The organism is Eubacteriaceae bacterium Marseille-Q4139 (assembly GCA_018223415.1).
Lineage (GTDB): Bacteria > Bacillota > Clostridia > Lachnospirales > Lachnospiraceae > CABSIM01.
Map to the genome: position 1 here is coordinate 3,008,883 of JAGTTQ010000001.1, position 19,390 is coordinate 3,028,272.

Below are 19,390 nucleotides of genomic sequence, written 5' to 3' on the forward strand. Positions count from 1 at the left end.
AATGAGATGGAGGTGCAGAATATTGTTCTGTTTGTCTGCATTGGGCTTGGGATGTTTGCAGTGATTGGCGGCCTTGCCATGTTGTCCAATTACTATACATTAAATGGAATCAAGTCGCGGACGGTTGGGGACGGTCAGCATGGAACAGCGAGATTTGCAACAGAAAAAGAAATCGGAGAGACTTATGCCCATGTCCCCTACCAGCCGGAAAAGTGGCGGAAAGGAGTGGCGCTGCCCAAGGAGCAGGGACTGGTGGTGGGATACAAAAAGAGAGGAAGCTCCATCACAGCACTGGTGGACAACGGCGACATCCATTGTCTGATGATTGGAGCTGCAGGTGTAGGAAAAACAGCCAATTTCCTGTATCCCAATATCGAATATGCCTGTGCATCTGGGATGAGTTTCCTGACGACTGATACCAAAGGCGACCTGTTCCGGAACTATGCGGGAATCGCCAGGGACTGTTACGGGTACCGTATCTCCGTCCTGGATCTTCGCAATCCGACTCGTTCAGACGGGAATAACATCCTGACGCTGGTAAACAAGTATATGGATGCATATTTGAAAGACCCGAACAATCTGGCGGCAAAAGCGAAGGCGGAAAAATACGCAAAGATTACGGCAAAAACCATCATATGTTCGGATGGGGCATCCGCCAGCAGTTACGGGCAGAATGCATTTTTCTATGATGCGGCAGAAGGTCTGCTGGCTTCTGTGATTCTGCTGATTGCGGAATACTGTCCACCAGAGAAACGCCACATCATTTCCGTGTTTAAATTAATTCAGGATTTACTGGCTCCCTCTCCGGTAAAGAACCGTAGCCTGTTTCAGCTTTTGATGGATAAGCTGCCGCCCGATCATAAAGCGAAGTGGTTTGCCGGAGCCGCGCTCAATTCTGCGGATCAGGCGATGGCATCGGTCATGTCAACAGCCATGAGCCGTCTGAATGCGTTCCTGGACAGTGAGATGGAGCAGATTCTGTGTTTTGACAGTACGCTGGATACGGAAACCTTCTGTTCACAGAAGTCCGCGATTTTCATTGTGCTCCCGGAAGAAGATAACACCAAGTATTTTATGGTTTCCCTATTCCTCCAGCAGCTCTATCGGGAAATGCTGACCATTGCCAATGAGCATGGCGGAAAGCTGCCGAACCGGGTAATGATGTTTGCCGATGAGATTGGTACAATCCCCAAAATCGAGTCCATGGAGATGATGTTCTCCGCTGGTCGGTCCAGGCGGATCAGCATGGTCCCGATTATCCAGAGCTTCGCACAGCTGGAGAAAAACTACGGGAAAGAAGGTTCCAGCATCATCATTGATAACTGCCAGGACATTTTGTTCGGAGGTTTTGCGCCTAATTCGGAAAGTGCAGAGATTCTGTCCAAAGCGTTGGGAAACCGGACGGTGCTTTCCGGCTCCATCTCCAGAGGGAAGAATGATCCCAGTCAGAGCCTGCAGATGATCAGCCGCTCGTTAATGTCGCCGGATGAACTGAAAACTCTACCGAAAGGACATTTCATTCTGGCTAAGACAGGAAACTGTCCCATGCAGACCGAACTTCCCCTGTTTTTAAATTGGGGAATCTGTTTCGGGGGAACCTTATGAAGTCCCAGAGCAGGCAGCGCGGCAGGTATTTTATGCAGACCGGTTTGAACTGGAGGAGGAAATCGTGCGGCGCAGGGATGAGGAAGAAGATGATGGATGGGAGGATATGCCGGCGGAGCAAACAGCTCCTCCACACTCTGGTGGACAGGTTCATGCTGCGGCTCCTCATATGCGGGAGCGCAGAAGTGCCTCTATGCGTCCACCCCTCCGTACCGATTAGAAAGGCAGGTGAGGTCCATAGGATATTTTGCAAACATTTACGGGCAGGATTTACCGCACCGGGCCAAAACCGTGTATATGTACCTAAAAGACCGCTGCAATAAAGAGAACCAATGCTATCCGGCCATTGGGACAATAGCCAAAGAGCTGAACCTGTCCCGCAGGACAGTAGAGCGGGCCATCAATGATTTAATTCGGGCAGGACTTCTTAAAAAAGAGCAGCGATGGAGGGAAAATGGCGGTAAAAGCAGCCTGCTCTATACTCTGATTGAGAGCAGTTAAAATCAAATACGCCGCCAAGGGGACGCTCTGTCCTTTTGGTGGCGTATGGAATATGGCATAGTGACATATGTAGGGAAGGGATCACCTGAAGAAATGCGTTAAAGGCAGAGAAAAGAATTAGTATCCGTGTTCCCTGTCCGCAGTATCCAACATCTTCTGTATAGCTGTGCGAATGACTTCCTTGTCCCTCTGGTTTAACCTCATCAGCATACGGATGAGTTGTTCATCCTCGTTGTCTATGGCCTGTAACTGCGGGTGGAGGATGGCGTCGCCTGGTATATTCAGTGTTTCTACAAGCCGCAGGAGATTGTCCAGGATTGGGCGTTTTTCTTCATTTTCAAGGGCCATGAGGAAGCGTGTAGTGATGCCGACCTTCTCAGCGACCTCCTCTTGGGTTCGGTCGGCGTCAAGACGGTATTTTTTAAATATAGGCCCCATGTAGGAAATATCTAATTTTTCTGGTTTATCCACTATTAGTTCACCTCCAACACCATTTTACAGTTCGGGTACACAGTAGTGAACGCATTGTTATTTCGTGAAAAACATGAACAAATTTTGCTTTAAAGTTGTGCTAACGAGGAAATGTTTCATACAAGAGGATTGCGTGGGTAAATAGCAATCTGAGAGTCCCGTTTGTAATCCAAGAGTCTCTTTTTGTAATTTAAAATCCTGTTTTGTAAGTGAGATTCCCATTTTGTAAATGAAACTCCCGTTTTGTAAGCGAGATTCCCGGATTTTCATTCGCACATAGATATGGTATAATACATTCAGCAGTAAATTTGCGCACAACAACCAGAGATCAATCCCCTCTCGAAATTTTTGTATTCGGAGAATCCATCCCTGCTTTAGCTGGATATGATTGTTCTTTTCTGGCGGCTCTTTCGCAAATTTATTTGTTACTTTTTGAGAAGTTTGGGCTTCAGGATGATATTCTCGGCGGCAACCGGTGAACATCCAAGTTTCTTGAGCACATCTTCTCCGTAATAAAAGCTGAACGTTTCGTATGGGCTGCGGTTGTTCAGCTTTTTTCTTTTGTACGAATTGATATGATCCATCATCCGGTAAATATCGGACTGTGTCAGATCATCGAAACTGCTTCCCTTGGGCAGAATACGCCGTATCAGTTCGTGGTTTACTTCACAGGCCCCTTTTTGATATGGCGCACTGGGATCACAATAAAATACGTTCGTTCGGTTACAGGGAACAGTGTCACGCCGCTCCATTTCTTTTGGATTTGAGAACTCACTCCCGTTGTCTGTCAGGATAACCGGAAACAAACGGCTGAACAGCTCTGGGCCGAGAACTTTATCCAACAGCTTTATAATCCGTATCACAGAGGCAGACGTATTCGCATCCCGCAGAAACGCCAGCATCAAGCTGGTTTCAACAAAGTGTATGGTAAGCAGACATTTGCCTCCGGCACGGCCGATCACCGTGTCCATCTGCACAATGGCAGTTTCCGGATTATTCTCCAGAAACTTCTGGAAATCCGTATAACTACGCCCGATGCGGCAGCCCCTGTCCACTTTGAATTCGGGCTGCTTATAACGGGGACGATATTTAACTTTACGTGGCAGATCAATGTTCCTGATGTCAAAAAGCTGGGCATCCACATAGTTATACAAGGTCTTCTCGCTGCACATCAGTTCATCAACGTGATCCAGATAGATCTGATGGAGTGACTGCCCGTTTTTGACCAGAGGACTGATGATCCGATTGATCCTGGCGATATCCCCTTCATTGGATAGAATTCCTGTCCGGGCTTCCGAGATTGCATGATGAGCCCTTTCATGTGCATCTGCCGGACCATAAATACGCTTCAGCAGCGTGCATTTCGGAAGCTGACCGCATCCATTACAAACATAAGGCGGTTTATTTTTGACAGAACAAACGTCCTCTATAAAATCCGGACAGTGAAGCGTGCACTCCGGGCATAAACTGCATTTGTATGCGGATGGATGCGTACAGCTCGTTCCGCACAGTTTTTTTGCTTTGCATGAAATGCGGAATTTACAAGGATTATAAGGATATCCGGGCCGTCCGCTTTTCTTGTCATGGGAATACTTTTTAATCTCCTTGGCAATCGTTGTACGGTCCTTACCCAGTTCTTTTCCGATTGCACCAAAGGAGGCATTCTCCTGAAGGCGCTGTGCAAGGATGATCCGATCTTCATAGGATAAAAACTTTGACATGGTGGCTCCTTTCCCGCCGCCAGAAATCAAAGCATAACAGAAAAGAGACCAACGATCCAGTCCGTCTCCTTCTGTTTGTAAAAGAAAATCCATACCTTTCTTTTACATCAATAATAATTCACTTTTTACACCCATCCGAGATAGAGGGTATGGAATCTCGGATTACAATTAAGGAAGAGGATTGCGTGGGCATTAGTTCTAGGTCTATGGCATTCTCATATTTTTACTGAATTTTATATTAAGCAGTATTTAAAAAGAAAGCTCCTACCCAAAAAGTGCGTTCTTGTGAGTAATGGAGCCTCATGTTACCATTCAACTGAATACACCAAAAGGGGATGTTTAAAATGAACGATATTGAAACAGGGCCGGTCCGTCCACCTTCTGAGAGTAACAGCTTGCTCATTCGTGTAACACGAGGGTGTCACTGGAATAAATGTTATTTTTGCGGACTATATAAATCCATGAAATTTTCCATGCGTCCAATAGAGGATATAATCAGCGATATAAAAGCACAATCAGAACAGCGCAGTAACCAACGGTACAAATCCTGTTTTTTACAAGACGGAGATGCCCTGGTATTGAAAACAGAATATCTGCTAAAAATTCTGGATGCTCTGCATCACTACTTTCCCGCACTGGAGTCCGTCACTACTTATGCCCGCGCTGACAGTATAACACGCAAATCTCTATCAGAACTGAAACTGTTACGGGAATATGGTCTGAACCATCTGTATTGCGGGATGGAAACAGGCTCAGATCGTGTTCTTCAGCTCGTCAATAAAGGCTTTGATTCCAATACAGTTATACAAAGCGGCTGTCTGGCGAAAGAAGCAAATATGACATTATCGGAATTTATTTTGCTGGGAATTGGAGGGAAAGAATACTCCGAAGAAAATGCACGAAAAACAGCGGATGCACTCAACATTATACGGCCCGATTTTATCCGTGTTCATGCCACTGGTTTTAAGCCAGGAACGATGATGTGGCAGCTTATCCAAGAGGGGACTATTTCGCTGCAATCGGAGGAAGAAATCGTTCGGGAGCAACGGTTGTTTTTACAATGTCTGAAAGAGATGAACAGTTACTATGTGAACGAACATATTGTGAATCTGCTTTTAGAAGTGAGGGGTAATTTACTTTCAGAGAAAGATCAGATGCTTTCAGACATCGACCGCTTTCTGAGCCTCCCACCAGAGGAAAGATTGTTATTTGCCGTAGGCCGTAGGTTTAATGTATTCTTCTTTTTGGACGATCTGAAAAAGTCAGAGCTGCGCAGTCAGGCTCGATTATATATGGACGAAATCAAAAAGAAAAATCCCAATGTGGATTTTGCATTCCTGTGCAATTATGTACGACAGTCCCAGATATAAAAAGAAATCCGACACAGCTTAATGCGTCTGCATCTGCTGTGCCGGATTCTTTATTTTCTCATGGATGGGCAGCAAGGGAGCTGCACATCCAGTCCGTCCAGATAACTGGTTCCCCAATTACACATAGCCTCCAAAACGGGGACAATGCTTTTCCCAAAGGATGTTAAAGAATAGATTGTCTTTGGAGGATTTTCCGGTATTACTTCTCTGGAAACCAGTCCGCTTTGCTGAAGATCCCGGAGCTGCTGCGAAAGCATCTTCGCTGTGGCCTTTGGAATGAGCCGCTGAAGCTCCATGTAGTGAAGTGGCTGTTCGATAAGATGCCATAAGATGAGTGGCTTATATTTACCACCGATCAAGGATAATGTCGCCTCCACAGGGCAACTAAAGTTTTCTGCTTGCATATTCGTACCTCCCTTGACGAAAGAGCACTTTCCTTTTGGGTACTATCTTCCCGGAAAGTACATTCTTGTGAAAAAAATTTGCGGTGCTACAATATAGTCGATGGTTGATTTGACATATAGAACACACAGAAAGGATGTTATAACTATGGAATTACTTGAAATCGCTAAAAAGCGTTTCTCTGTCCGGAACTATACCAATCAGAAGGTGGAGCCTGAAAAGCTGGCCAAAATTTTGGAGGCCGCGCACGTTGCTCCGACGGCAGCTAATCTTCAGCCGGTTCATCTGATTGTTGCCCAGAGTGATGAGGCCCTTGCGAAGGTGGGCGAGGCCGCCGAGGTTTATGGAGCGCCGCTGGCAATTATCGTGTGTGCAGACCACAACAAAGCATGGGTGCGGCCCTTTGACAAAAAGCAGACCGGCGACATTGACGCCTCTATCCTGACTGACCACATGATGCTCCAGGCAACGGAACTGGGCCTGGGAAGTGTTTGGGTATGCTACTTTAAGCCGGACGTTCTGAGCAAGGCATTTCATCTGCCTGCCAATCTGGAGCCGATCAATATCCTCGCTATCGGCTACTCCGCCGAGGGCGAGGGCGATCCGAACCGCTTTGCCGCTCAGCGCATTCCTATGGATAAACTGGTTTCCTACGATATGCTGTAAACAATCGCCGTACCGAGGCGCAACCCTTTTTCACAGGGCTGCGCCTCTTTATCTTTCAGAGATATGGGCGTAGGTTTCTTCTAAAATCCACTTGATATGTTCGTCGCATAAAGCGTAGAATACATTTTTCCCGACTTTATGTGGGGAAACCAGCTTTGCAAATTTTAGAATTTTCAGTTGATGGGAAACTGCGGATTCGGACATATTCATTTGCGTGGCCAGTTCATTCACGCAATATTCCCGGCCCATAAGCGCCCATAGGATTTTCATGCGAGTGAAATCGCCCATTGCTTTGTGCAGCTCAGATAACCGATCTATGTCCGCTGCGTCAGGTATAAGTACGCATGATTTTTGCTGTTGCTCCATAGTGACCTCCAATCTTTCGTATTTGACAGCTGTACTATTTGCGGGTATTCTATTTTTGGAAAGGAGGCGGCCGATATGTCGCACTACCATTTGCCCCATAATCATGGACAAGACATTGATAAAGTTTTAGATAAAATGCCTGCGGAAGAAAACTTCCGGGATATAGCGATCCTTTTTCAGCAGTTGAGTGATCCGTCACGCCTGCGGCTCCTGTGGCTGTTGTGCCACAGTGAGGAATGTGTCTGCAATTTAGCGGCAGCGGTACAAATGAGCGCACCGGCCATTTCCCACCACTTGAAAAATCTGAAAAGCAGCGGCCTGATTACCAGCCGCAGGGAGGGAAAGGAAGTCTACTATACTTTATCCAACACAGGCCCTGCAAAACTTCTCCATAAAACCGTTGATGCCTTGTTTGAAATATCTTGTCCGACTGATTGATAAGTGAAATGCGCCGCTGTCCATTGTGGAAACAGCGGCGCATTCTTATATCCCTGCTTATCTGTCAACGTGTCGCGGGGAGGAATTTCTTTACCCGCATCGCTCGAATCGCATTTAGAATAGCGATGACCGATACGCCAACATCTGCAAAAACGGCTGCCCACATATTTGCGTATCCAGTAGCTCCCAAAATCAAAACTAAAATCTTGACGCCGAGAGCAAACACGATATTCTCATTTGCAATACGGATTGTCTTTCTGGCAATCTGGACAACTGCGGAGATCTTCGAGGGTTCATCTGTCATCAAAACCACGTCCGCAGCCTCAATCGCCGCATCGGAACCAAGACCGCCCATGGCAATACCTACATCCGCACGAGCAAGCACAGGCGCATCGTTGATTCCATCGCCAACAAACACCAGTTTCCCCTTTTCGGTGGTCTGCCGGAGCATCATTTCTACACGGTCAACCTTGTCCGCCGGGAGCAATTCGGTATATGCCTGATCCAGCCCCAGCTTTTGCGCCACTTTCTTTCCGACGGCATCTGCATCGCCGGTGAGCATGACGGTTTTCCTGACGCCGACTTCCTTTAACGCTTTGATTGCAGACGGAGCATCTGCTTTGATTTCATCTTCAATGACAATATAACCAGCATATTTTCCGTTGCAGGCCAGATAGATGACTGTACCAATGGCATTCGAGGGGATATAGGCAATTCCTTCTCTATCCATCAGTTTTGCGTTGCCAGCGAGAATTGTTTTCCCATCTATGACAGCGCGGACGCCGTGACCGGCAATTTCCTGCACATCACTAATGCGGCTGTGGTCGATCTTCTTACCATACGCCTTTTTTATGGAGAGTGAGATCGGATGGTTGGAGTAGTCCTCGGCATAAGCTGCCAGCTCCAAAAGCTGTGCCTCTTTCATGCTCACTGCATTGATCTGGCTGACCGCAAAAGAACCCTTTGTTAAGGTGCCGGTTTTATCGAATACCACAACCTCCGTATGGGCCAGCGATTCCAAATAGTTACTGCCTTTGACAAGGACGCCGATTTTGGATGCACCGCCGATGCCGCCAAAGAAACTAAGCGGAATAGAGATAACCAGAGCGCAGGGGCAGGAAATCACAAGGAAGGTCAGCGCCCGGTAAATCCAGACTGTGAATGGCTGTCCAGTGACAAGAGGCGGCAGAACTGCAAGGGCAATCGCTGCAAAGACCACAATCGGGGTGTAGTAGCGGGCAAAACGGCTGATAAAGTTTTCTGTTTTTCCTTTTTTATCACTGGCATTCTCCACAAGGTCCAAAATTTTTGCAACAGTGGATTCCCCATACTTTTTAGTGGTCTGAATGGTCAGGATGCCTGTCTGGTTGATGCACCCGCTGATTACTTCCATCCCAGGTTCCACGTCACGGGGCATGGATTCGCCGGTGAGAGCAGATGTATCCAAAGCGGACGTGCCTTTGATGATTTTACCATCCAGCGGCACCCGTTCACCAGGCTTTACTACAATCGTATCCCCGATGTTTACTTCTTCAGGATCGACCTGTTCAAGTTTTCCATTCCGTTCTACATTTGCATAGTCAGGGCGAATATCCATCAGGCTTGCAATGGATTTTCTGGATTTGGAAACCGCATAGGACTGGAACCATTCCCCTACCTGATAGAACAGCATAACGGCTACGCCCTCGGAGTGTTCTCCTAAGATCAGTGCGCCAATAGTGGCAATCGTCATCAGAAAGTTTTCATCGAATACCTGTCCATGCAGGATATTGGTGAGAGCCTTCCAGACAATATCCCAGCCGATTACAACATAGCAGACCAGAAATACTGCCATTTCCGCAGTCGGATCAAGTGTGAGCAGACTGCCGGCAGCGAACAGCACTGCCGCAATGATAATGCGGAAAAGCAGGTGCTTTTGTTTTCGTGTCATAATAAACATCTCCTTTCAGTCAAACACCGGCTGCCGTTTCTGGCAGCCGGTGTTCAGCTTTTCTTACGCCTTGACCGTCACATCCGGCTCAATCTTTTTGATAAGCGCCTTGGCCTCAGCCAGAATTGCGTCGAAGCGGTCATCCGGAGCATCCAGAACCATCTTCTGGCTCAGGAAGTTCACTTCCACGTCATTTACGCCGTCGATTTTCTGTACGGCTTTCTGAATCTTGGCGGCACAGTGGCCGCAGTCAAGGTCGATCAGCTTAATGGTCTTTTTCATCACAAAGACCCCCTTTCCTTTTAGTATTTGGTTGGTTTGACATGGCTGAACAATTAAACGTTCATTTAACTGTTACGGGCACAGTATATTCACACAACGGCTTAAAGTCAACGGATTTGGAAAGGGTTCTGCCCTTTGGATTATAAAACCTGCTGATTGGATTTAAGATTTAAAGGCCACACATTTTCACAGACATTTACCATCTGATTTTTCAAAATTAAGCTGATTGGATTTGAAAACCTGCCTATCGGAGCGGACAAACAATTAAGACAATGCCTATAATGAAAAATGGTCCAATGACCTTGCACGCAGACTTTGTGACCGGGGCGGCGGCATCTTTCCCCCAAGATACCGAAAGCCCCTTTTCATAACAGTTTTTAGTTCCCCACGGGGGAGGGGTACTGCGGCGCAAAAATATAATTGAGAAAAAAGGGATGATTTTGCAAAAAGAACAATTCGACATTACAGGCATGACCTGTTCGGCCTGCTCTGCCAGGATTGAAAAGAGTGTCGGCAAGCTGCCCGGAATCAAAGAAGTATCGGTCAATTTGTTGAAAAACAGCATGGTTGCCTCTTACGACGAAGCCATTCTGGATACGGCAGGAATTGTCCAGGCTGTTGAAAAGGCCGGATATGGAGCCATACCAAAGACCTCTGCTCAAAGCAAAAACCGCTCACCTGCACCAGCATCGAAAGCGGAAGTCAGTACGGTTCAAGCCGAATACAAGCAAATGAAACAGAGACTGTTGCTTTCCGCGCTTTTTACGATTCCACTGTTTTACATCTCCATGGGACACATGATGGGGTGGCCGCTCCCCGGTTTTCTGCTGGGAATGGAAAATGCAATCAGCTTTGCATTTACCCAGTTTCTTTTGTTGATTCCGGTGGTATTTATCAATTTCAAATATTACCGGATGGGGTTTAAGACCTTATTCCATGGCTCCCCCAACATGGATTCCTTGATTGCCATAGGCTCCAGCGCCGCAATTATTTATGGCATCTACGCCATATATAAGATCGGCATTGGGTTCGGCCATGGGGATATGGCTACGGTCCATAGCTTTATGATGGACCTGTATTTTGAATCCGCAGGCATGATCCTCACGCTCATCACTTTGGGGAAAACGCTGGAGGCCCGCGCCAAGGGTAAGACCTCAGATGCGATCACAAAGCTGATGAATCTGGCCCCTAAGACCGCTACGGTGGAACGGGATGGTCAGGAACTCCAGATACCTGTGGAAGAAGTGCAGTTGGGTGAAACCATAATCGTAAAAGCCGGTGAATCGGTGCCGGTGGATGGAACCGTTATCGAAGGCTTTGCGTCCATTGATGAATCCGCCTTGACCGGCGAAAGCATCCCTGTGGAAAAACACATTGGGGACAAAGTGATCGGCGCAACGACCAGTAAGTCCGGCTATTTCAAAATGCAGGCCACCAAAGTGGGGGATGATACCACATTGGCTCAAATCGTCCGGCTGGTGGATGAAGCGACCAGCTCCAAAGCTCCCATTGCAAAAATGGCAGATAAGGTCAGCGGTGTGTTTGTGCCGGTAGTCATCAGCATTTCCCTGATTGCAATCATTATATGGCTGCTGTTGGGGTACGGATTTGAATTTGCCCTGTCCATCGGCATCTCTATTTTAGTCATTTCCTGTCCCTGCGCGTTGGGGCTGGCTACTCCCACCGCCATCATGGTGGGAACCGGAAAAGGCGCAACAAACGGGATTTTAATCAAATCGGCGGAGGCCCTGGAAACGGCTCACGACATCAATACGGTTGTTCTGGATAAAACAGGAACCATTACACAGGGAACCCCGGTGGTAACGGATCTGCTCTGCAAAGCAGGCATTCAGAAAAAGGAACTTTTGCAGATTGCAGCTTCCCTGGAAAAGCTGTCGGAACACCCTCTGGCAGATGCGATTGTGGCAGAGGCAGATAATGAGAAACTTCCGCTGCTGCCGGCCAGTGAATTTACACAGATTCCAGGCCAGGGAATTGTCGGAAGAATCGGGACTGACCTCTGTTTGGCCGGAAATCGCCGGTTGCTGAACAACCATCAGATTGAAGGCGGCCATCTTCTTCAGCTTGGCGAGGACATGGCTATGGACGGAAAAACGCCATTGTTCTTTGCCCGTGGAGGAGAGTTGATCGGTGTGATTGCCGTGGCAGATGTGGTGAAACCCACCAGCAAGCAGGCGGTGCAGGAGTTGAGCCGATTAGGGCTTGAAGTAGTTATGCTGACCGGGGATAACGCTAAGACCGCAGAGGCCATCCGGCGTCAAGTCGGCGTGGATCGAGTTGTAGCGGAAGTGTTTCCGCAGGATAAAGAAAAAGAGATACGGCGGCTGCAAAGCGAAGGGAAAAAGGTTGCCATGGTGGGAGACGGTATCAATGACGCTCCTGCCCTTGCCAGAGCCGATGTTGGTATCGCCATCGGAGCAGGTACAGATGTTGCGATTGAGTCAGCGGATATTGTTTTGATGAAAAGCGATCTGCTGGATGTGTCTACCGCCGTACAGCTCAGCAAAGCGGTTATCCGTAATATCAAGCAAAATCTGTTCTGGGCATTTATTTATAATGTCATCGGGATTCCGGTAGCTGCCGGATTGTTCTATTTGTCTTTTGGGTTGAAGTTGAACCCGATGATTGGAGCCTTTGCCATGAGTTTCAGTTCCGTATTTGTTGTATCCAATGCGCTGCGGTTAAGATGGTTTAAGGCGAAACACATTTCCTCTATGGAGTTGGGGACATTCCAGTCAGACAGCTCATCAAATAGCAAAGAAGATAGAAAAGGAGAAATTCACATGGAAAAGACACTGAAGATTGAAGGTATGGTTTGCGGGAACTGCGTAAAGCACGTCGATAAGGCGCTGCGGGAAATCCAGGGCGTGGAACAGGTTGAAGTCAGCCTGGAGGATAAGTCGGCAAAGGTACAGATGGGTTGTACCGTATCGGACGATGTGCTGAAGGCGGCTATCGAAGATGCTGGCTATCAGGTTGTCGAGATCCAGTAAGCGGCCTGCCTATGAAAGCAAAAAGGAGCGACATCACCCACAAACTGAAAATTGCGAGAGGGCAGATAGACGGAATCCTGCAAATGGTGGAGGAAGATCGCTATTGTGTGGATATATCTACCCAAATTCAGGCAACAATGGCATTGCTTAAAAGCGCCAACCAACAGATATTGCAAGCCCATATTCGGAGTTGTGTCCGGGAGGCGCTGCAAACGGATGCTGAAAATCCAAAGTTGGAAGAAGCCTTGAAACTGCTGGAGAAAATGGCACAATGATACCGGGAGCGGAAAGGCGTTCAGCCTTTTCCGCTCCTGATTTTGTGTCAATTTGGATTGCTATTCCTGCGGTTTGGAGCGTACAAACGCCCCGCAATTTTATATACTTTTTATGGTTAGACGTGGCTAATATCAAATAGGAGGTAACGTGATGAAACAATCACTGGATACAAGAACAAAGCTGCTTACACAGCGCCCCTTCTCGCTGATGCTGGAGCTGAGCATCCCTGCGGTCCTCGGCATGGTTGTTGTGGGCCTCTATAACATGATGGATTCCATCTTTGTCGGACAGATGGTTGGGGATATTCAGATGGGAGCCGTATCGGTTTCCTATCCGTTTACCCTGATCAACGCCGGTTCCGCAGCCATGTTGGGCGTGGGTTCCGCCTCAATCTTATCGAGAGCCATTGGCAAAAAGGACAACGATACGGTAAAGAAGATCATGGGCAATCTGGTTGCTGCTGTTGTGATCCTATCTGTGATTTACACAGTCATCGGCATGGTCTTTACCCGTCAGCTTTTATCTCTGGCCGGAGCCAGTGACAATATCCTGAACTACGCCGAAAAGTATCTGCGGATTATATTTGCTGGTTCTCTGCTGGTCAACTTCTTCCAAAGCGCAAACATGGTGATCCGAGGAGAAGGCCAGCTCAAGAAAGCAATGTTCATCATCGCCAGCGGTGCTATCCTGAACATTATTCTTGACCCCATTTTTATTTCCATTCTGAATCCTTATGGGATGGGGATTGAGGCTGCTGCTTATGCTACTGTGCTGTCCCAGTTTGTCCAGGCTGCGATTACTGTGTGGTACTTCAAAAAGAAAAGTCCAAATGTAAAAATAGGCCGTATCCGTATTGATGGGCCTATTCTCCGTCAGGTGCTTGCGGTTGGCATCTCTGCTCTGTTGATGCAAGTTTTGACCCTTGTTCAGCAGACCGTGATTTACCGTGTAGCTGCCAACTATGGCGGAGAGACTTCACAGATCCTTTTGGGTGCTGCCCTGCGGTTCTGGAATTTCTCCTTTGTCCCTCTGTGGGGAATCAGTCAGGGATTCCAGCCTGCGGCCGGTACGAACTACGGAGCAAAGGATTATGACCGTGTAAAGCTACTGACCAAAGTATTCATTGCGGCGGCCACCGTCCTGTCCCTGCTGTTCTGGATTCCCGCCGAGCTGCTCCCGGAGCACGTGCTTTCTATGTTCATTACAACGTCGGGGGTGGCAGCGTCAGGAGTGACGAATTTCCGCATTATGTTCAGCACCTACATTTTACAGGGAAGTTTTCTGATTGCGGTCACACTGTTCCAGTCCTTGGGTAAGGCGAATAAGGCCACATGGCTGGTGCTGTTCCGCCAGATTATCCTCTTTATTCCGCTGTGTGTCCTCTTGCCGATGATCGGCGGCCTGGGCATTCGCGGCGTATGGCTGGCGATTGCTCTGACAGATGCGGTTCTGGTTGTAATCACGATTGCGATGATGGCGTCTGAATTTCGTAAAATGCCGCGCACTTTGCAGGCTTTGCGGTAAGGAGGGGCGGCTATGTATCTCTGTGACGGAACCGTAGGAAACAGCTATAAAGTAAAAGAAATAAAGTTACCGATCAACATTGAAAAGCGCCTTGAAGCATTGGGAATGACACAAGGAACGCCCATTGATGTACTGAACAGCAAGGGGCATGGAATCCTGATTGTGAAAATACGAGGAACCCGGTTTGCGTTGGGGCGCAATATCACGAAGAATATTTTAGTGGGGTAAATTCTGATGAGTGAAAGTATGACAATCGGTTTCATCGGAAATCCAAACTGCGGAAAAACCACACTGTTTAATGCCTATACGGGCGCAAACCTAAAAGTGGCAAACTGGCCGGGAGTCACCGTTGAAAAGGTGGAAGGTGCCATCAAGGACCATGATATGACCATTCGCCTGGTTGACCTTCCCGGTACTTACAGCCTGACTTCTTATACGATGGAGGAGCAGGTTTCCAGACAGTTCATACTTAGCGATGAAGTCGATGTAATTATTGATGTTGCAGATGCCTCCGCACTTGAGCGCAATCTGTATCTGACCCTACAGCTTCTGGAACTTGGCAAGCCGGTTGTACTGGCACTGAACATGATGGACATTGTGGAAAAGCGGGGCATGGAGATCGACACGCACAGGCTCCCGGAAATGCTGGGGATTCCGGTCATTCCGGTTTCCGCCAGAAAGCGGACCGGTCTTGATGTGCTGCTCCATGCGGCGGCACATCATAAAGACTGCAAAGACCCGGATTGCCTGATCCATCATCACAACTATACGTCAAAACACCGGCATGACCACCATTCCGAGTATGCAATGGTTTACAGCGATACCATTGAGGATAAGATTGACCTCATTATGGCGGAACTGAAAAAGAAGTATCCCGGTCTGACGAATTACCGTTGGTATGCAATCAAGCTGTTGGAGCAGGATAAGGAAATCACGGAGCATTACCCGGTGGATCTGCCAGATGTGCTGGACCGGAATTATGAATCCGACATTATCAACGAGAAGTACGATTTCATTCAGGAAGTCATCCGTGAAGTGCTGGTCAATAAAGACCGCCAGGATGCTTTGACACAGAAAGTAGATCGTGTGCTGACCCACCGGGTATGGAGTATCCCTATTTTCCTGGCAATTATGGCCTTAGTCTTTTTCCTTACCTTTACGATTGGAGACTGGCTGAAGGGATATTTTGAAATGGGAATAGAAAGCCTGTCTGGCGCAGTCAACAGCGGATTGATTGCTGCTGGCGTCAACGATGTGCTGCGTTCTCTATTGGTAGATGGCATCATCGCTGGCGTAGGTGGTATTCTGACCTTCCTTCCAAATATTTTCATCCTGTTTCTTGCTCTGGCCTTTCTTGAGGACAGCGGTTATATGGCGCGTGTTGCTTATGTCATGGAGGGGATTATGAGCAAGCTGGGGTTATCCGGCAGGGCCTTTATTCCGATGATACTGGGCTTTGGATGTACCGTCCCGGCAATTATGGCATCACGAACTCTGGAAAACCGGCGAGACCGTTTTAAGGTCATGCTGGTTACTCCCTTTATGAGCTGCAGCGCCCGTTTGCCAATCTACATCCTGTTTGCAGAGATGTTCTTCGCAGAGCGTGCGATGCTGGTGGCATATTCCATGTACCTGATCGGCCTGGTGGTTGCAATCCTCGTGGCGGCGGTCATCCATTTGATTGACCGCAGGACTTCAGAAAACTATCTTTTGATTGAGCTGCCGGAATACAAAGCACCCAGCTCCAGAACCGTTGCAATTTATGTTTGGGAAAAGGTAAAAGACTATCTGACCAAAGCAGGCACCACCATTTTTGTGGCCTCTATTCTCATGTGGATCATCCTGAATTTCGGGCCGCATGGCTACACAACAGAAATGACGGAGAGTTTCGGAGCTATTTTGGGACATTGGCTGGTTCCGTTCTTTGCTCCCATTGGATTGGGGTTCTGGCAGATTGCCGTCGCTTTGATTGCCGGTATTTCCGCGAAAGAAGTGGTGGTATCCAGCTGCGCCGTCTTGTTCGGGGTCCCGAATATCAATTCTGCTGCGGGGATGGACACGCTGGTTGGTATCCTGGGTGCAGCAGGCTTTGGGCAGCTTAATGCCTTCTGTCTGATGATTTTTTGCCTGCTGTACATTCCTTGTGCCGCTACATTGGCAACAATCCGTAAAGAAGCGGCCAGCACCCGGTGGATGCTGTTGTCCGCCCTGTTCCAGTTAGTTGTAGCATGGATCATTACCTTTATTATTTATCGAATAGGACTTCTTGTGTGAGGTGGGAATTATGACATTTAAAAAGTTTTTACGTTTCGCCATCATTATTTCTGCGATTGGCGTTGGATTTTTAGCAGTAAGGAATCTTCTGCGCGAAGAATAAAAATGGGAGAAAGCTGGCAGAGTCCATTTCTGTCGGCAGAAAGACAAAATGAGTATTATTGAATCTGTAAAAAACACGGCCTTCACTGCGGCCGTCAATATGGCATTGAATTACCTGGAGAAAGATCCGGAAACCAATATCCCCAAAACCATGAATCTGATTGATAAGGCTTTGCCTGATGGCTGGTATGAGAGCCAGCGGGCGGCCTTCCGAAAGGCGATTGATGAAAAGGGAAATTGGTATGAGCTGATTTTGAAAGTCTACCAGTTGGATACCGGCGTGCGAAAAACCTTGTTCCAGAATTTCATCATCAATTCGGCCTTAAAAGGCGGAGCCATCCAGGAAGAGATGCGGAAAAAAGAAAAATGCAATGTTCCATGGGCAATTCTGCTGGACCCTACATCAGCCTGCAATCTGCATTGTACCGGCTGCTGGGCTGCCGAGTACGGCCACAAGCTGAACTTGGGCCTGGAAGCGATTGACCGTATCATCCAGCAGGGTAAGGATTTAGGCGTTTATATGTATATCTACACAGGCGGGGAGCCAATGGTTCGCAAAAAGGATCTGATTACCCTCTGTGAACGGCACCCTGATTGTGCATTCCTGTCATTTACAAATGGTACGCTGATTGATGAAACATTCTGCCAGGAGATGCTGCGGGTAAAAAACTTTGTCCCGGCGATCAGCTTGGAAGGATTTGAAACGGCAAATGACGGGCGCAGAGGCAGCGGCGTTTTTGAAAAGGTCATGCGCGCCATGGATTTGCTGCGGGAACATAACCTGCCTTTTGGCGTTTCCACCTGCTATACCAGCGCGAACTATGAGGACATCAGCAGTGAATCATTTTTCGATATGATGATTAACATGGGCGCTATGTTCGTGTGGTTTTTCCACTATATGCCCGTTGGCAATGAGGCGGTTCCAGAGCTTTTGCCAACACCGGAGCAGAGAAGAACAGTCTATGAGCGTATTCGGGCATTTCGGAGTACGAAGCCGATCTTCAGTATGGATTTTCAGAATGATGCGGAGTATGTGGGCGGCTGCATCGCCGGAGGGCGTAATTACCTACATATCAATGCTGCCGGGGATGTTGAGCCTTGCGTATTCATTCACTACTCTAATGTGAACATCCATGACTGCACTTTGCTGGAGGCACTGAAAAGTCCAATCTTTATGGCTTACCATGATGGGCAGCCATTCAACAAGAATATGTTGCGGCCCTGCCCTCTGCTGGAGAACCCGCAGATCTTGAGAGAGATGGTAAAGCGCACCGGTGCAAAATCGACAGATTTGCAGTCACCGGAATCGGTAGACCATCTCTGCGACAAGTGCGAACTGTATGCAAAGAACTGGCAGCCCACGGCGGATGAGTTGTGGAGTGCCGGCCAGAAAGGAGTCTGAATGATTGTAACAGGCGTAATTGCAGTCGGGATTGTTCTCTATGCGGTATGGGCTGTTCGGAAGATCCATCGGGATCGGAAGAATGGTTCCTGCTGCAGTGGTGGTTGCTCCGGCTGTGTAGGTAAGGAATATTGCAATAAATAAACTGTATCTGGCCGATGCCCATGTTTGACAAAGGGTGTCAGACTGTATCACAAAGGCGACCGGCGCAGGATGGCGGCAGCTGTCCGGATATGGACGGGGAAATGCGGGCGCTGGCCTGTCAAACAGGACGCCATGAGCGACACCGACTTTGAGGCGCGGCGGTTTCAGTTTACAGACGGGTAATCAAATAAAATCGAAACGCCGGACGTGGGGCTGTTTGGCCTCTGCGTCCGGCGCTCTTTATAAATATGGATTTTGCTACCTCTTTCTTCCAATATATCTACATACTTTCTTTCTATATTCCAAGTATTCGTCTCCGAATGTTTTTATCAAGAAATCTTCCTCCACTTTAACAATCTGTAAGTGAAACATAACAACCGTCAACACTGTTATCACTAACAAGCCCCAATTAAAAAATATAAAAAGGATGGATAAATAGATTAAATCAAAACCCAAAAAGGCAGGATTGCGGCTATATGCATATATTCCAGACGTGACAAGTTCTGTTTTTTTATCATCAGGGACACCAGTTCTCCAACTATCACGCATCGTAAGTACGGATACCGCAAACACCACAACTCCTAATATTCCCAATATACAGCCAAATACCCTTATCCATGTCAAATCAATATATGTGTCCATAAAAATACTAATCAACTCAACAATGGGCGCTACAAATGTTACAATTTTCAATGAATCTTCTATGGCCTTTACAAAGCCTTTCTTTCCCTTGCCCAATAAATTTGTTTGTATTCCCTGCTTTCGCTGACTAATAAGTTTTATGTAATAAATACCGTAAAACGCAGCCAGTATCAATATTGCAATAATTTTATATGCCATACTGCAACCTCCAAATTTATTTTTATCACTGGATTGATTATACCTCATTCATCAAGACAAGC

19 protein-coding genes are annotated in these 19,390 nt (G+C 47.6%); 12 read left to right on the plus strand and 7 right to left on the minus strand.

The features are described 5' to 3' along the window. Positions 1-6 precede the first annotated feature (6 nt). Both KE531_14300 and KE531_14305 read left to right on the plus strand, forming a co-directional pair. Entirely contained in the window at positions 7-1,605 is a 1,599-nt protein-coding gene (locus KE531_14300) for a type IV secretory system conjugative DNA transfer family protein (GenBank protein MBR9954759.1), read from the plus strand. Positions 1,606-1,701: 96 nt separating this feature from the next. Continuing rightward, positions 1,702-2,106 carry a helix-turn-helix domain-containing protein gene (locus tag KE531_14305; protein ID MBR9954760.1) on the plus strand — a complete coding sequence of 135 codons (405 nt, stop codon included), beginning with the start codon at positions 1,702-1,704 and terminating at the stop codon, positions 2,104-2,106. Positions 2,107-2,223: 117 nt separating this feature from the next. Here KE531_14305 and KE531_14310 read toward each other — a convergent pair whose 3' ends face one another. Together KE531_14310 and KE531_14315 are read right to left on the minus strand one after the other, a co-directional pair. Then, positions 2,224-2,577 (minus strand): helix-turn-helix transcriptional regulator, encoded by a 354-nt coding sequence (locus KE531_14310; protein ID MBR9954761.1) that lies wholly within the window; start codon positions 2,575-2,577, stop codon positions 2,224-2,226. 425 nt (positions 2,578-3,002) lie between these two features. Further along, on the minus strand, positions 3,003-4,298 hold the full coding sequence (locus tag KE531_14315; GenBank protein MBR9954762.1) for an IS30 family transposase: 1,296 nt from the start codon (positions 4,296-4,298) through the stop codon (positions 3,003-3,005). 344 nt (positions 4,299-4,642) lie between these two features. Between KE531_14315 and KE531_14320 the strand changes: the two genes are divergently transcribed. After that, positions 4,643-5,668, plus strand: coding sequence for a radical SAM protein (locus KE531_14320; GenBank protein MBR9954763.1), 1,026 nt, complete (start codon positions 4,643-4,645; stop codon positions 5,666-5,668). Positions 5,669-5,718: 50 nt separating this feature from the next. On the opposite strand, the gene KE531_14325 is transcribed toward KE531_14320, so the two are convergent. Next, positions 5,719-6,072, minus strand: coding sequence for a helix-turn-helix transcriptional regulator (locus KE531_14325; protein MBR9954764.1), 354 nt, complete (start codon positions 6,070-6,072; stop codon positions 5,719-5,721). Between the two features lie 145 nt (positions 6,073-6,217). Between KE531_14325 and KE531_14330 the strand changes: the two genes are divergently transcribed. Next, positions 6,218-6,736, plus strand: coding sequence for a nitroreductase family protein (locus tag KE531_14330; protein MBR9954765.1), 519 nt, complete (start codon positions 6,218-6,220; stop codon positions 6,734-6,736). Between the two features lie 48 nt (positions 6,737-6,784). Here the strand turns inward: KE531_14330 and KE531_14335 are convergent, their stop codons facing one another. Continuing rightward, a complete protein-coding gene (locus KE531_14335; protein ID MBR9954766.1) occupies positions 6,785-7,102 on the minus strand; it encodes a winged helix-turn-helix transcriptional regulator in 318 nt (105 codons plus the stop codon). A 75-nt stretch (positions 7,103-7,177) separates the two neighbouring features. Here KE531_14335 and KE531_14340 point away from each other — a divergent pair, with 75 nt between their 5' ends. Beyond that, complete coding sequence (locus tag KE531_14340) at positions 7,178-7,540, plus strand: winged helix-turn-helix transcriptional regulator (protein ID MBR9954767.1); 363 nt, start codon at positions 7,178-7,180, stop codon at positions 7,538-7,540. 64 nt (positions 7,541-7,604) lie between these two features. Here KE531_14340 and cadA read toward each other — a convergent pair whose 3' ends face one another. Together cadA and KE531_14350 are read right to left on the minus strand one after the other, a co-directional pair. Next, the gene (gene cadA, locus KE531_14345) at positions 7,605-9,470 is read right to left on the minus strand and encodes a cadmium-translocating P-type ATPase (protein MBR9954768.1); all 1,866 of its coding nucleotides are present in this window, start codon (positions 9,468-9,470) and stop codon (positions 7,605-7,607) included. 63 nt (positions 9,471-9,533) lie between these two features. After that, complete coding sequence (locus KE531_14350; protein ID MBR9954769.1) at positions 9,534-9,752, minus strand: cation transporter; 219 nt, start codon at positions 9,750-9,752, stop codon at positions 9,534-9,536. 440 nt (positions 9,753-10,192) lie between these two features. On the opposite strand from KE531_14350, the gene KE531_14355 reads away from it, so the two are divergent. From KE531_14355 to KE531_14385, 7 genes are all read left to right on the plus strand, one after another. Then, the gene (locus KE531_14355) at positions 10,193-12,766 is read left to right on the plus strand and encodes a heavy metal translocating P-type ATPase (protein ID MBR9954770.1); all 2,574 of its coding nucleotides are present in this window, start codon (positions 10,193-10,195) and stop codon (positions 12,764-12,766) included. A gap of 11 nt (positions 12,767-12,777) precedes the next feature. Beyond that, complete coding sequence (locus KE531_14360; GenBank protein ID MBR9954771.1) at positions 12,778-13,041, plus strand: metal-sensing transcriptional repressor; 264 nt, start codon at positions 12,778-12,780, stop codon at positions 13,039-13,041. Between the two features lie 151 nt (positions 13,042-13,192). Next, on the plus strand, positions 13,193-14,566 hold the full coding sequence (locus KE531_14365) for an MATE family efflux transporter (GenBank protein MBR9954772.1): 1,374 nt from the start codon (positions 13,193-13,195) through the stop codon (positions 14,564-14,566). A 12-nt stretch (positions 14,567-14,578) separates the two neighbouring features. Continuing rightward, positions 14,579-14,794 carry a FeoA domain-containing protein gene (locus KE531_14370; protein ID MBR9954773.1) on the plus strand — a complete coding sequence of 72 codons (216 nt, stop codon included), beginning with the start codon at positions 14,579-14,581 and terminating at the stop codon, positions 14,792-14,794. Between the two features lie 6 nt (positions 14,795-14,800). Next, positions 14,801-16,840, plus strand: coding sequence for a ferrous iron transport protein B (gene feoB / locus KE531_14375; protein MBR9954774.1), 2,040 nt, complete (start codon positions 14,801-14,803; stop codon positions 16,838-16,840). A gap of 151 nt (positions 16,841-16,991) precedes the next feature. Further along, entirely contained in the window at positions 16,992-18,344 is a 1,353-nt protein-coding gene (locus KE531_14380) for a radical SAM protein (protein ID MBR9954775.1), read from the plus strand. Further along, positions 18,345-18,488, plus strand: a complete 144-nt coding sequence (locus KE531_14385) for a FeoB-associated Cys-rich membrane protein (protein ID MBR9954776.1) — start codon at positions 18,345-18,347, stop codon at positions 18,486-18,488. A 258-nt stretch (positions 18,489-18,746) separates the two neighbouring features. On the opposite strand, the gene KE531_14390 is transcribed toward KE531_14385, so the two are convergent. Further along, positions 18,747-19,328 (minus strand): isoprenylcysteine carboxylmethyltransferase family protein, encoded by a 582-nt coding sequence (locus KE531_14390; protein ID MBR9954777.1) that lies wholly within the window; start codon positions 19,326-19,328, stop codon positions 18,747-18,749. Positions 19,329-19,390 lie beyond the last annotated feature (62 nt).

Excerpts from the sequence above, each read along its gene's own strand:
- KE531_14300 (MBR9954759.1), top strand. The coding sequence starts at position 7 with ATGGAGGTGCAGAATATTGTTCTGTTTGTCTGCATTGGGCTTGGGATG.
- KE531_14305 (MBR9954760.1), top strand. The coding sequence starts at position 1,702 with ATGGGAGGATATGCCGGCGGAGCAAACAGCTCCTCCACACTCTGGTGG.
- KE531_14315 (MBR9954762.1), bottom strand. The coding sequence starts at position 4,298 with ATGTCAAAGTTTTTATCCTATGAAGATCGGATCATCCTTGCACAGCGC.
- KE531_14320 (MBR9954763.1), top strand. The coding sequence starts at position 4,643 with ATGAACGATATTGAAACAGGGCCGGTCCGTCCACCTTCTGAGAGTAAC.
- KE531_14325 (MBR9954764.1), bottom strand. The coding sequence starts at position 6,072 with ATGCAAGCAGAAAACTTTAGTTGCCCTGTGGAGGCGACATTATCCTTG.
- KE531_14330 (MBR9954765.1), top strand. The coding sequence starts at position 6,218 with ATGGAATTACTTGAAATCGCTAAAAAGCGTTTCTCTGTCCGGAACTAT.
- KE531_14335 (MBR9954766.1), bottom strand. The coding sequence starts at position 7,102 with ATGGAGCAACAGCAAAAATCATGCGTACTTATACCTGACGCAGCGGAC.
- KE531_14340 (MBR9954767.1), top strand. The coding sequence starts at position 7,178 with ATGTCGCACTACCATTTGCCCCATAATCATGGACAAGACATTGATAAA.
- cadA (MBR9954768.1), bottom strand. The coding sequence starts at position 9,470 with ATGACACGAAAACAAAAGCACCTGCTTTTCCGCATTATCATTGCGGCA.
- KE531_14350 (MBR9954769.1), bottom strand. The coding sequence starts at position 9,752 with ATGAAAAAGACCATTAAGCTGATCGACCTTGACTGCGGCCACTGTGCC.
- KE531_14360 (MBR9954771.1), top strand. The coding sequence starts at position 12,778 with ATGAAAGCAAAAAGGAGCGACATCACCCACAAACTGAAAATTGCGAGA.
- KE531_14365 (MBR9954772.1), top strand. The coding sequence starts at position 13,193 with ATGAAACAATCACTGGATACAAGAACAAAGCTGCTTACACAGCGCCCC.
- KE531_14370 (MBR9954773.1), top strand. The coding sequence starts at position 14,579 with ATGTATCTCTGTGACGGAACCGTAGGAAACAGCTATAAAGTAAAAGAA.
- feoB (MBR9954774.1), top strand. The coding sequence starts at position 14,801 with ATGAGTGAAAGTATGACAATCGGTTTCATCGGAAATCCAAACTGCGGA.
- KE531_14380 (MBR9954775.1), top strand. The coding sequence starts at position 16,992 with ATGAGTATTATTGAATCTGTAAAAAACACGGCCTTCACTGCGGCCGTC.
- KE531_14385 (MBR9954776.1), top strand. The coding sequence starts at position 18,345 with ATGATTGTAACAGGCGTAATTGCAGTCGGGATTGTTCTCTATGCGGTA.
- KE531_14390 (MBR9954777.1), bottom strand. The coding sequence starts at position 19,328 with ATGGCATATAAAATTATTGCAATATTGATACTGGCTGCGTTTTACGGT.